This is a genomic window from Exiguobacterium sp. UBA3968, assembly GCF_002385115.1.
In the GTDB taxonomy this organism is placed as follows: domain Bacteria; phylum Bacillota; class Bacilli; order Exiguobacteriales; family Exiguobacteriaceae; genus Exiguobacterium_A.
In genome coordinates, this window is record NZ_DGCW01000005.1 from 2,110,579 (window position 1) to 2,122,081 (window position 11,503).

Below are 11,503 nucleotides of genomic sequence, written 5' to 3' on the forward strand. Positions count from 1 at the left end.
AAAACTCCTCGAGCACTCGAGGAGTTGAACGTATGCACTTGGTGGAGACTATCGGGATCGAACCGACGACCTTTTGGCTGCCAGCCAAACGCTCTCCCAGCTGAGCTAAGCCCCCATGAATTATCTTTAGTATACGCATCGCTAACTGCTTTATCAATATAAACATAACGCTTTCATAAAAAAGAATTCCTCCCGAAATTGCTGGAAGGAATTCACGATTCATTTATTCAATTCACGCATCAAATCCGCCTGTCGTTCAAGCTCTGCCTGTTGCTCGAGGATCAAGACCTTTTTATACGTCCGCGCAGAAATCAAGATACTGATTTCATAGAGAACGAACAACGGCACTGAGATCATCAAGTGTGACGTCACGTCCGGCGGTGCGATCAATGCCGCAACGACGAACAGCGCGAAATACGCATATTTCCGATTCTTTCGCATGAAATATGGCGTCACAAGACCAAGACGTGTCAGGAACATCGTCACGACCGGCAATTGGAAGAGAAGACCAAACGGCATCGTCAACCGGATCAAGAAACTGAAGTAGTTTTCGACCCCGATGACTTGCTCGATCCCCAATTCTTTCCCGAGATCCGTTGAGACTTCGAGCAAGAAAGGAAGCAACCAGAAATACGAGAAGGCTACACCAGCCAAAAATAGAAAGAAGATGACTGGAATATATGTCAGTGTTGCTTTTTGTTCCTTTTCATAAAGCCCTGGTCGGACGAATGCCCACAGTTGATACATCCAGAACGGTGACGCTAAAATCAGCGCGATGATGAACGCAAGATTCAAATACAACATTAAAGGATCGGCGACGTTGAAGGCATTTAATCCGATACCGAGCTCTTTTAAGTCCGCTTGCAGAAAACGGACGAGCGGTCGGACGAGCGGAAATGCGACAGCGAACAGGACGACGACGATGAGGAGCGACCAGACAATCCGCTTACGCAGTTCGTCTAGGTGCGACGTCATGCTTTGTTCTTGATCAACCGTCATGATTCAATCACTTCTCTTTCGGTTCGTCCTTTTTATCGTCGTCCATGATGCCGTTCGTGGCATTCTTGAACTCTTTCAATGTTTGACCGGCAGCACGACCGAATTCCGGTAACTTCTTCGGTCCGAAGATGATCAACGCGACGACAGCGATTAATCCGATACTCGCAGGTCCGATACCTAGCGTGAGCGGGATAAGGTTTTCCATTATGATTTCACTCCTTCAGCTGATTGCGAATAATGCTTCATGAAATAAACTAACGACTGCAACTCGATCGATAAATCGATGTGATGAACCCGAACGCTCGCTGGCACGTTCAACCGTGCAGGCGTGAAGTTCAGAATGCCTGTCACACCATACTCGACTAACTCATCCGCTACTGACTGTGCGAACTGGGATGGAACCGTCAAGATGGCGACATCGACCTGATTCGCTTCGATTTGTTCTTTCATGTCCGAAACATGATAGATTGGAACGTCATGCGTCGTTGTTCCGACCTTCTCTTCGTCCGCATCAAACGCAACGACTATCCGAGTACTATTATTCTTTAAAAAGTTATAATTTGCAAACGCTGTTCCGAGATGACCGACCCCGATCAAGGCGACATTCGTCACCTCATCTTGATTCAAGGTTTTCCGGAAAAACGTTAAGAGATGTTGAACGTTATATCCATACCCCTTCTTCCCTAGTGCCCCAAAGTAGGAAAAGTCGCGACGAATCGTTGCTGAATCAACCTTCACCGCCTCGCTTAACTCAGCAGAAGAGACGCGGAGCTTACCTGAATTGTATAAACTTTGGATGAAACGATAATATAGCGGCAACCGTTTTGCTGTCGCTTGTGGAATTTTTGTGTCTGGTCCATTCATCCTGCAGTTCCCCCTTCGGCCACATCCATCGTGGCACCCAAATCTTTGCAAAAAGCTTTCTACTCTCCTTGATTGTAAACCACTTCACATAGAGTCACAAATAATATATTCCGCAGGACCTCGCGCTTTTGTTCGTGATAGACTAAAAGGTGGAAGGATGGATGGAAATGATACTCTTACAAGTCAACCAACTCTCGAAATCATTCGGCGTCGAGCCGATTTTAGAAAATATCAAACTAGAAGTACAGGAGCGCGACCGAATTGCGCTCGTCGGTCGAAATGGTGCCGGTAAATCAACCTTGCTCAAAATCATCGCTGGTGAACTCAGTCATGACTCGGGCGATATCATGAAAGGTAAAGATGTCAAAATCGGCTATCTCGCGCAAGACAGTGGTCTCGAATCGAATGAGACGATCTGGAACGAGATGCTGACCGTCTTTGAACATCTGCAAGAACAAGAACGGACACTGCGCCGGATGGAAATCGAGATGGGCATGGAGCACATTTTGAACGACCCGGTCGCGTACGATCGTCTCTTGAAGACGTATGATCAAGCGCAACACGACTTCTCAGAAGCCGGTGGTTATCAGTTCGAAGCGAATATCCGCTCCGTCCTGCACGGCATGCGCTTTTATCCGGATGATTACTCGCGCCGGATTCAGACATTGTCCGGGGGTCAACGGACACGGCTCGCCTTAGCGAAGATGCTCCTGCAAGCACCAGAGCTTCTCATTCTCGATGAGCCGACAAACCACCTGGATATCGATACGCTTGCTTGGCTTGAAAGTTACCTCGGTGGTTATCGTGGTGCCGTTCTGATCGTCTCGCACGATCGGTACTTCCTCGATCAAGTCGTCAATGTCGTCTATGAGCTCTCTCGTAATGTCTGTCGTAAGTTCACGGGGAACTATACGAAGTACCTCGAGCAAAAAGCGGCATTGTACGATCAAGAAATGAAACAGTTCGAACAGCAGCAAGAAGAAATCGCAAAGATGCAGGACTTCATTCAACGAAACATCGCTCGGGCGACGACGACAAAGCGTGCTCAAAGCGTTCGAAAACGGCTCGAGAAGGTCGACCGGCTCGATCGACCAGATGGAGATGAACGCAGTACGGTCCTGTCCTTCCCAATCGAAAAACAGAGCGGGAATGACGTTCTTCAAGTCAATCAATTGGCAATCGGTTACGAAGAAGCTGTCTCAAAAGACATCACGTTCCGCTTGCAACGCGGTGAATCACTGGCACTCGTCGGACCGAACGGAATCGGGAAGTCGACGCTCTTAAAAGTCCTCGTCGGTCGTTTACGTCCTCTCTTCGGTGATTTCCGTTTCGGCACCGGCGTCTCGATCGGGTATTACGATCAAGAGCAAGCGGAACTCAATGACCGGAACCGTGTCATCGATGAGATTTGGAACGAATGGCCACTGATGCGCGAACAAGAAGTCCGTTCTGTGCTCGGACAATTCCTGTTCAGCGGCGACGATGTCTTCAAAATCGTTCATGAATTGTCTGGTGGCGAACGCGGACGTCTCGCGCTCGCAAAACTGAAACTCCGGAAGACTAACGTCCTCATCCTTGACGAGCCAACGAACCACTTGGATCTTGATTCGAAGATGGTCCTTGAGAACGCTCTCGTCGACTATGAAGGTACGCTACTCTTCGTCTCCCATGACCGGTACTTCATCGATCGGATCGCGACACGCGTCATCGAGATGAGTGAAGCTGGTGTGACAGAATACCTCGGCGATTATTCGTACTACACAGAGAAGAAGGCCGAACAAGAAGAAATCGCTCGCCTTGAAGCCGAAGAGGCAAAAGCGGTAAAAGTCACGGCATCGAAGACGATCGACAAAGAAGCACAGAAAGAAGAAAAAAAACGCCGTCAGCAAATCGAACAACTCGAACAAGATATTGAACGGCTCGAACAGCGTTCAGCGGAAATCGAACAGTTGCTTTGCGAACCGGAAGTCTTTAATGATATTCCAAAAGCGACAGCGTTATCTGCGGAACGGGACCAGATCGATGTCGATCTACTCGAATTGATGGAACGATGGGAGAACCAACACTGATGCGAACGAAAAGCTTTTTCATCAACCTGATTCAAGGACTGTTATCCGGTATTCTTTATTTCGTTCCGATGTATGCGGACTACGTGTCGACCTTCATCCGCCCGGATGCCTTTAATGCTGCGCTTCCTTTGTTCCTTCTGATTTCTTGCATGATCGGACTTGTCATCCAGACATGGAGCGGTCTTTTCGTCAGTCTACTCTCTGGACTATGCTGTACGCTCCTGACGACACAACTGTTCGTCGAACTCACTGACCCGTTGATCCTATCGTATTACGGTAGTGTCTCACCGCTCACCGCTTTCTTGATCAGCTGTGTCGGGGTTTGGGCGCTGGCAATCATTTTTTATTTGCTCGATGGTTATCAGTATAGTAAACGTCACGGACTCGAAGGTTCTTCGAACGAAATCGATTCACAACCTTGAAGTCCGATCGATGAACTAGATACGCGATATGAAAAAAGGAGTGGAGATTCCGGTAGCTAGACCGGTCTCTCCACTCCTTTTTATTTGAATCAAAACGAATCGTACGATGAATCAAGCATTCACACTTCTATCATTTTGTCGGTCGGGCAATCGTAAACGTCTTCCCGATCGTCGCATAATCATTTCCCGCTAAACGAGCGACAGCCTTCAATCCTGCCGCATCGATCCGGAACGACTCTACGAGTTCATCCGCGACGTGATAGCGCAGTACTTCCCCGATCAAAAGATCGGCACCTTCTAGCTCGACATGCTGCGTCAAGCGCATCTCGAACCGGATTTTCGCTTCCGCGATTCCGGGCACGTCGATTGCGTCGCTATCGACGAGCGTTAAATCCGTCCGTTCGAGTTCACTTTCACCGTAAGCGAGTGGCGCAGCCGTCTCATTGACAGCGTCGACGATTTCTTCGCTGACGATATGGATGACATAGCTTTGTTTTGCTAGGATATTACGTGCCGTATCCTTTTGTCCCTGATCCGTCCGTTGTACGGCAATCACCAGTTGTGGCGGACTACTTGATGCGACCGTAAAGAAGGAAAAGGGGGCGGCGTTGACCGTCCCGTCTTCCCCTAGCGTCGTCACGAAGGCAATCGGACGCGGAATGATGCTTCCGATCAGTAATTTATAATTGTCTTTTGCGCTAAGCGTTGATGCCTCGAACTTCATGAATGACCCACCTTTTTCCTCACCCGATGAGTGCAGCGAGTGAATAGTCTCCAGCACCGATCATCGCCACTCCAAGGGCGATAACGATCAATGCCATGTTGTATTCGTACCCGTTCTGCGTCACCCAGTAACCATTCGCACCGTGTACTTTAACGATCGCGACAAGCATCGAACCGATGATGAGGATTGCAGCGATCCAGAGGAATACCCCGCCTGCAAACAATAATCCACCGATTAATTCAGCAAGACCCGCTGTAATTGCGAGTGCCTTCCCTGGCTTCATGCCGATTGATTCGAACCAACCGCCTGTTCCAGCGATGCCGTGTCCACCAAACCAACCAAATAATTTTTGTGTACCGTGTGCAGCAAATGTTAAACCGATGATTAAACGAATGATTAAAAGTCCTGTATCCATCATTTCTCTCTTCTCCTTTTACCTAATGTTTTTAAGTTACTTTAAGTAACTCGATAAACAGACTATATCTCATCACTTACTAAAAGTAAATAGATTTGTTTTAGTTCTTTTTGTTACATTAAGTAAAATGATTCGATTTTTTTAGCAGAAGCGGGTATACTACAACTATAGAAAGGATGAGTGCTGATGGAAGAAGTCGCAATCCAAACGGCTCTTTGTCCCAAAGTCGAACATGCCTTTGAAATCTTAGGTAAGAAATGGACAGGTCTGATTTTACGTCACTTGTTGACGAAGACATGTCGTTTCAATGAGATTCAAGATGCCATCCCCGAATTATCAGGTCGCATGCTCACGGAACGTATGAAGGAGCTCGAAGCGGAAGGCATCGTCATCCGGACTGTCATTCCCGATCGTCCGATTAAGATTCAATACAGTTTGACCGACAAAGGGCGTCAACTCGAACCGGTCATTCGTTCCATTGAGGAATGGGCCGAACTACAAGACTAATGTATGAAAAAGCATCTTCTTCGGAAGGTGTTTTTTTATATGATCTTTTGACATTGATAATCATTATCAATTAAAGTAAGGAAGTACAGCGAAAGGAGGAACATGCATGCAGATTGCAATTGGATTCGTCAGCATGTCCGGTAATACGGAAGATATCGTCTCGATCATTCAACGTGAGCTCGAGCAACACGATGTCAACGTGACGATTACAGAACTGGATCAATTCGTCGGGGAGGATCTATCACGTTTTGATGGTCTATTACTCGGCTCATATACATGGGGAGACGGTGATTTACCGTATGAAGCAGAAGATTTCGTCGAGGAGCTACGGGAACAATTTTTAGACGGGATGCCGGCTGCTGCTTTTGGCTCGGGTGATCTTGATTATCCGAAGTATTGCGCAGCCGTTGATTTGATTGAAGACGCATTAAAAGAAGCTGGGGCGACCATCGTCACGGATGGCTTGAAGATTGAGTTTGATCCGAACACACCGGAGAAACAAGCCGCTTGTCGCGCGTTCGCACAGACGTTTCATCGCTTTTTGCAACAGGTCCATTCATAAGTATCGTTTGAATCCGTCATGTAAGGGAATTCTTAAAACAGACTCTATGAAAGTGAGATGAATGTTTTTATGACGATTCAAGCACTCGTCTTTGACGTCTACGGTACATTATTCGATGTCCATTCCGTCAAAGAACAAGCAGAGGAGCTGTATCCGGGACACGGAGAAGCGATCAGTAAACGCTGGCGAGAGAAACAACTGGAGTACTCTTTCCTCCGACAATTAAACGGACAATATGTGCCGTTCAGCCAAGTGACACAAGATGCCCTCCGCTATACGTTACTCGAACTGAAGCTTCATGTGACCGAGGAACAAATCACGACTTTAATGGAGACGTACCTGACACTTGATGTGTACCCAGAAGTTAGCTCTGTTCTCGAGACGATGGCGCATAAGCGTTTGGTCGTCTTCTCAAATGGTTCCCATGATATGCTCGATCCGTTGATCGAACAGTCAGGTTTAGCCGATCGGTTCGAACATCTCGTCAGTGTTGATGACATCAAACACTATAAACCAGCACCTGCTTCTTATATGCATGCGTTGAACACACTCGGTTTAAAACGCGAGGAGATCCTCTTCATGTCCTCGAACGGTTGGGACATCACCGGGGCAAAGAGTTTCGGCTTCAAAACGGCATGGATCAATCGAAACGGACTTCCGGTCGAAGAATTAAATCTTGATCCGGATCGCATCTATGATGACTTGACCGGTATCACTGAATGGCAATGAACGAACAACAGCGGATTCCTTTTTAGGAATCCGCTGTTTTAATGGATTAGTAATTGGAAAGACGTGAGTAGCCCTTCTTGAATAGATCGAGTTTCAGCCCGCCCTCTTTTTCGATGAAGAAGAGGTACTCGTTTTGATCCGTATCTTTATAAAAGACCTTAAATAACGTCACAGTCCGTTTTTTATTGTTTTCAACAGCTGTCACCTCGTGCTTCGAGATCACTTCTGCTTGGACTTGTTCCGCATCCATCTTTTGAATCATCGGTTCGAATGACTTCTTCTCTTGATTCGTCACTGGTGTTCCGGGAGCAACCATGAAATAATCATCACTCGCCTTGTTCGTTAAACCGTACTTCCGATCGACGATGACGACGTTACTGAGCTTCCCATTGATTGTCTGATCAAAAGCGTACAACTTTTGAATCCGGGTTTTTTCCCCTTCTGCTCGTCCGATTTCGTAAAGTGGACGTTGTTTCGTGTTCGTCTCGACCGCTTTCTTATCGGGTACGAGTTCTTCCTTATAGGCGACTTGGTATGCGTTGACGATTTCTCGGACCTGAAGTCCGATCGCGACGATGACCAGTACCGCTAACAATGCGATGATGACTTTTTTCATTCCATTTCCCCCAAGTTGTTCGGATTCCTTACTTTAAATCTAGCCCAGGTTCTGCGTTCATGGCAAGTGTCGAATAGCGTAACGCGCGATATGGATGAATCGCAGCCGCTCCGATCATCGCTGCATTGTCTCCACACAAGTGCATCGGCGGAATGACGAGATCGATTCCTTCCTTCGCACACGCTGCTTCGAGACCGTTACGTAATCCTTTGTTGGCAGCGACACCACCAGCAAGCAGCAGTTGGCGTCCCCCTTTATCCTTCACGGCACGGATCGCCTTCGTCACGAGGACTTCGACGACGCTCGCTTGGAAACTCGCAGCTAAATCTTCCGGGATGATCACTTCTCCCCGTTGCTCAGCGTTATGCACGGCATTGATGACCGCTGACTTTAAACCGCTGAAGCTAAAGTCATACGAGTCCTTCTCGAGCCAGACGCGTGGAAAATGGAACGTATCCTGACCGGTTTGTGCCAACTGATCGATTCGTGGACCACCTGGATACGGTAACTTCAATGTTCGAGCGACTTTATCATAGGCTTCCCCTGCTGCATCATCTCGTGTTTCACCGATGACTTCATATACACCGTCTTCTGGCATGTAAATCAGTTCCGTATGCCCACCTGATGCAATCAAACAGACGAGCGGGAATTCAAGCTCTTGTACGAGACGATTCGCGTAGATATGACCTGCGATATGATGAACACCGATCAAAGGCTTATTATGCGCAAAAGCAAGTGTCTTTGCCGCACTGACACCAACGAGTAATGCCCCGACCAGTCCGGGACCTTCCGTAACAGCGATCGCATCGATATCGTCGATCGTTACGTTTGCTTCCGTCAACGCATCATCGATGACGTATGTGATTCGTTCGACATGATGTCGTGATGCCACTTCAGGCACGACTCCACCGAATCGTTTATGACTTTCAATTTGAGACGAGACGACATTCGATAAGACGTTGGTTCCTCCACGAACGACGGCAGCCGCCGTTTCGTCGCAGCTCGATTCGATTGCTAGAATCAATGGTTGTGTCATAAGTCTTCTCCCTCCAGCTCCAGCCAATAGATGGCAGCATCTTCATTGTTGTCCTGATAATATCGTTTTCGGATACCAACATAGTGAAATCCGAGTTTTTCATATAAGGTTCGCGCCGGTGTGTTCGAGACACGTACTTCAAGTGTCATCGCTCGTAAATCGAGTGCACGACCGACCGCGATCAATGCCGTTAGCAAGTCTTCCCCATGTCCTTGTCCGCGGTGCGACTTCTTGACGGCAATATTCGTAATATGTCCTTCATCCGCAATATGCCACAGACCAGCAAATCCGACGATACCATCTTGATCGGCAACGACATAATAGGCATTCGGATTTTGTGTCATTTCTGCTTCGAAGGCATCCAGTGTCCACGGTGTCGCAAACGATTCGAGTTCGACGGCGTGAACACCTGCAGCATCGTTTACGGTCATGCGACGAATCCCCTTACTCATGACGCTGTGCCTCGATCCATTTCGCTTCTGCTTCAGCCAGACGCAGGTAACGTGGCTCAAACGTATGCGCTTCGACTGTCTCGCGTGTTGCACCGAGTAAGGCGAGCACTCCGGCACGCGGCGTCCGAAACGCAGGAGCCGCCTTTTCAAATGGTTGAAGAAGTTCTTCAAATGTATCGACGTCTCCTGTGACGAGCGTATCTGGCGCTAACGTCTTCACAAAAGAGGCGATTTCGACATGTTGTTCTTCACCGATTCGTTGCCCAGCGTCGTATACTCCGACAAAACCTGATCCGCGTCGTGCATCTTGAATCGCTGCAACACGTCCCGTATGACCTGTCGAAGCCGCCATCAACTCAAGTGTCGAGACCGCAACCAGTTCGATACCGAGTGTATAGGCAAGTGTCTTCGCTGTTGTCGCACCAATCCGTAATCCCGTATAAGAACCAGGACCGTCAGCAACGACGACGCGTGTCAGTTGGGATGGTGTCCATTTTGCTTCCACCATCAAGCGCTCAAGCAACGGCATGAGTTTTGTCGCATGATTCAAAGACGTGACGTAAGAAGCTTCTGCTATGATCTGTTTTCCGTCTGAAAGAGCGACCGATAATTGTTTCGTCGATGTATCAATAGCTACGATTTTCATGATCTCAATCCCTCACATAATGTAATGTATCGTTCTCCGATCGGTGTCAGCTCAAAACGGCGGCTATCGTCACCCGTTCGTGTAATCGTGATTGCCAACCGTTCCGGTGGAAGGCTGTCCGCAATCAATTCAGACCACTCGACGACGGCGACGCCTTCACCATTCAAATATTCTTCAAGTCCGATATCATCACCGGAACCTTCCAGGCGATAAACATCCATATGATAGAGAGGGAGACGTCCCGTATAGACTTTCATGATCGTAAAGGTAGGGCTATTGACATGACGCGTCACACCTAATCCTTTCGCAAAGCTTTGAGTAAAGGTCGTTTTCCCAGCACCTAAATCTCCGTCAAGCGTAATGACCATCCCTGCTTCAGCACGTCGTCCGAGTTCAAGAGCTAAGGCAGTCGTTTCTTCCAAGCTGTTCATTTCCAGTTCTATCATACGATGTCTCCTCCCTTAATACGTACTGTTCGTCCTTCTCTATTGTACCGGACGAAAAAGGCAAAAAAAAATACGAAACGCTGAACGTTTCGTAGTAAAGTTGAAGTTAAGTTTAAAATTGGTTGCGGGGGCCGGATTTGAACCGACGACCTTTGGGTTATGAGCCCAACGAGCTACCAGACTGCTCCACCCCGCGACGATAAACGTTTCGGATTTGATTATTTAAAAAATTGGTTGCGGGGGCCGGATTTGAACCGACGACCTTTGGGTTATGAGCCCAACGAGCTACCAGACTGCTCCACCCCGCGATGATATAACGTTTCGACAGATATTAATATAACATGTGTTTTTTAAATTGGCAAGTCTTTTTGCCTCATTTCTTTTTACTAACTGTCCTAATGAATATTCTTCTATACTGATACGAAAGGAGTGAACAGATGGGATACTTATTAGATTTACGAAAAATCGTAGGAAATCGACCGTTGATCAGTGTAGGCGCGACCGTACTCGTCATGAATTCACAATTTGAACTGCTATTTCAATATCGTTCGGATACGCACAGTTGGGGGCTCCCCGGTGGTTCAATGGAACCGGGTGAGACACTTGAAGAAGTCGCGATGCGTGAGTTGCAGGAAGAAACCGGACTTCAAGCACAAAGCGTTCAACTGCTAGACGTCTTTTCTGGTCCTGATTACTTCTTCCGTTATCCAAATGGTGACCAAACCTACAGTGTGATTCATCTCTTTCAAGCAAAAGACGTATCCGGTACATTACAAATGACAGATGGAGAGAGTCTCGACTTACAATATTTCTCCTTAAATCAATTACCAGCACCTCTTGAAGCGCGTGCTGCAGCGCTATTACGTCAAATCAAGTCTCGCCTTCTTGATACAACACCTTCTTTTTAATCTAGATGCTTGTCTTAAAACTGACTTGATGACGGATTGACGTTCACTTGTCAGTTTTTCTATTTCTTTCGGGACTACACACAAAAAACCGACCTGCAATCTGCAGAT

Annotated in this window: 16 protein-coding genes and 3 tRNA genes; 6 read left to right on the forward strand and 13 right to left on the reverse strand. The window is 47.5% G+C overall.

Annotation, left to right across the window (positions count from 1 at the left end; all coding sequences use genetic code 11):
• Positions 1-39: 39 nt before the first annotated feature.
• The 4 genes from B3S86_RS12555 to B3S86_RS12570 all read right to left on the reverse strand — a co-directional run bounded on the left by B3S86_RS12555 (position 40) and on the right by B3S86_RS12570 (position 1,863).
• Positions 40-115 (reverse strand) — tRNA-Ala (locus tag B3S86_RS12555).
• Positions 116-219: 104 nt separating this feature from the next.
• Positions 220-999, reverse strand: coding sequence for a twin-arginine translocase subunit TatC (gene tatC / locus B3S86_RS12560; RefSeq protein WP_035410816.1), 780 nt, complete (start codon positions 997-999; stop codon positions 220-222).
• 7 nt (positions 1,000-1,006) lie between these two features.
• Positions 1,007-1,204 carry a twin-arginine translocase TatA/TatE family subunit gene (locus tag B3S86_RS12565; RefSeq protein ID WP_029342825.1) on the reverse strand — a complete coding sequence of 66 codons (198 nt, stop codon included), beginning with the start codon at positions 1,202-1,204 and terminating at the stop codon, positions 1,007-1,009.
• Entirely contained in the window at positions 1,204-1,863 is a 660-nt protein-coding gene (locus tag B3S86_RS12570; RefSeq protein ID WP_023469604.1) for a redox-sensing transcriptional repressor Rex, read from the reverse strand. The genes B3S86_RS12565 and B3S86_RS12570 overlap by 1 nt, the downstream gene beginning before the upstream one ends.
• 167 nt (positions 1,864-2,030) lie before the next feature.
• On the opposite strand from B3S86_RS12570, the gene B3S86_RS12575 reads away from it, so the two are divergent.
• Positions 2,031-3,932, forward strand: coding sequence for an ATP-binding cassette domain-containing protein (locus B3S86_RS12575; RefSeq protein ID WP_290753302.1), 1,902 nt, complete (start codon positions 2,031-2,033; stop codon positions 3,930-3,932).
• Positions 3,932-4,354 carry a hypothetical protein gene (locus tag B3S86_RS12580; RefSeq protein ID WP_290753134.1) on the forward strand — a complete coding sequence of 141 codons (423 nt, stop codon included), beginning with the start codon at positions 3,932-3,934 and terminating at the stop codon, positions 4,352-4,354. The genes B3S86_RS12575 and B3S86_RS12580 overlap by 1 nt, the downstream gene beginning before the upstream one ends.
• A gap of 130 nt (positions 4,355-4,484) precedes the next feature.
• On the opposite strand, the gene B3S86_RS12585 is transcribed toward B3S86_RS12580, so the two are convergent.
• Positions 4,485-5,078 carry a flavin reductase family protein gene (locus B3S86_RS12585; protein WP_035410823.1) on the reverse strand — a complete coding sequence of 198 codons (594 nt, stop codon included), beginning with the start codon at positions 5,076-5,078 and terminating at the stop codon, positions 4,485-4,487.
• A 19-nt stretch (positions 5,079-5,097) separates the two neighbouring features.
• Positions 5,098-5,496 (reverse strand): DoxX family protein, encoded by a 399-nt coding sequence (locus tag B3S86_RS12590; protein ID WP_035410825.1) that lies wholly within the window; start codon positions 5,494-5,496, stop codon positions 5,098-5,100.
• A gap of 183 nt (positions 5,497-5,679) precedes the next feature.
• Here B3S86_RS12590 and B3S86_RS12595 point away from each other — a divergent pair, with 183 nt between their 5' ends.
• The 3 genes from B3S86_RS12595 (at position 5,680) to B3S86_RS12605 (ending at position 7,291) form a co-directional block, all read left to right on the forward strand.
• On the forward strand, positions 5,680-6,000 hold the full coding sequence (locus B3S86_RS12595) for a winged helix-turn-helix transcriptional regulator (protein WP_214852009.1): 321 nt from the start codon (positions 5,680-5,682) through the stop codon (positions 5,998-6,000).
• A gap of 106 nt (positions 6,001-6,106) precedes the next feature.
• Positions 6,107-6,562 carry a flavodoxin gene (locus B3S86_RS12600; RefSeq protein WP_035410828.1) on the forward strand — a complete coding sequence of 152 codons (456 nt, stop codon included), beginning with the start codon at positions 6,107-6,109 and terminating at the stop codon, positions 6,560-6,562.
• A 69-nt stretch (positions 6,563-6,631) separates the two neighbouring features.
• Positions 6,632-7,291, forward strand: a complete 660-nt coding sequence (locus B3S86_RS12605; protein WP_035410831.1) for a haloacid dehalogenase type II — start codon at positions 6,632-6,634, stop codon at positions 7,289-7,291.
• Between the two features lie 46 nt (positions 7,292-7,337).
• Here the strand turns inward: B3S86_RS12605 and B3S86_RS12610 are convergent, their stop codons facing one another.
• The 7 genes from B3S86_RS12610 to B3S86_RS12640 all read right to left on the reverse strand — a co-directional run bounded on the left by B3S86_RS12610 (position 7,338) and on the right by B3S86_RS12640 (position 10,795).
• Positions 7,338-7,907: a hypothetical protein gene (locus B3S86_RS12610; protein ID WP_290753145.1), complete on the reverse strand. Its 570-nt coding sequence runs from the start codon at positions 7,905-7,907 to the stop codon at positions 7,338-7,340.
• 28 nt (positions 7,908-7,935) lie between these two features.
• Positions 7,936-8,943, reverse strand: a complete 1,008-nt coding sequence (gene tsaD, locus B3S86_RS12615; protein WP_035410838.1) for a tRNA (adenosine(37)-N6)-threonylcarbamoyltransferase complex transferase subunit TsaD — start codon at positions 8,941-8,943, stop codon at positions 7,936-7,938.
• Positions 8,940-9,374 (reverse strand): ribosomal protein S18-alanine N-acetyltransferase, encoded by a 435-nt coding sequence (gene rimI / locus B3S86_RS12620; RefSeq protein ID WP_290753150.1) that lies wholly within the window; start codon positions 9,372-9,374, stop codon positions 8,940-8,942. The genes tsaD and rimI overlap by 4 nt, the downstream gene beginning before the upstream one ends.
• A 13-nt stretch (positions 9,375-9,387) precedes the next feature.
• The gene (gene tsaB / locus B3S86_RS12625) at positions 9,388-10,041 is read right to left on the reverse strand and encodes a tRNA (adenosine(37)-N6)-threonylcarbamoyltransferase complex dimerization subunit type 1 TsaB (protein ID WP_290753153.1); all 654 of its coding nucleotides are present in this window, start codon (positions 10,039-10,041) and stop codon (positions 9,388-9,390) included.
• Positions 10,038-10,487, reverse strand: coding sequence for a tRNA (adenosine(37)-N6)-threonylcarbamoyltransferase complex ATPase subunit type 1 TsaE (gene tsaE, locus B3S86_RS12630; RefSeq protein ID WP_035410846.1), 450 nt, complete (start codon positions 10,485-10,487; stop codon positions 10,038-10,040). Before tsaE ends, tsaB begins: the two co-directional genes overlap by 4 nt.
• Before the next feature lie 119 nt (positions 10,488-10,606).
• A tRNA-Met gene (locus B3S86_RS12635) sits at positions 10,607-10,683 on the reverse strand.
• A 35-nt stretch (positions 10,684-10,718) separates the two neighbouring features.
• A tRNA-Met gene (locus tag B3S86_RS12640) sits at positions 10,719-10,795 on the reverse strand.
• 129 nt (positions 10,796-10,924) lie between these two features.
• On the opposite strand from B3S86_RS12640, the gene B3S86_RS12645 reads away from it, so the two are divergent.
• Entirely contained in the window at positions 10,925-11,395 is a 471-nt protein-coding gene (locus B3S86_RS12645) for an NUDIX hydrolase (protein ID WP_214852004.1), read from the forward strand.
• Positions 11,396-11,503: the final 108 nt, after the last annotated feature.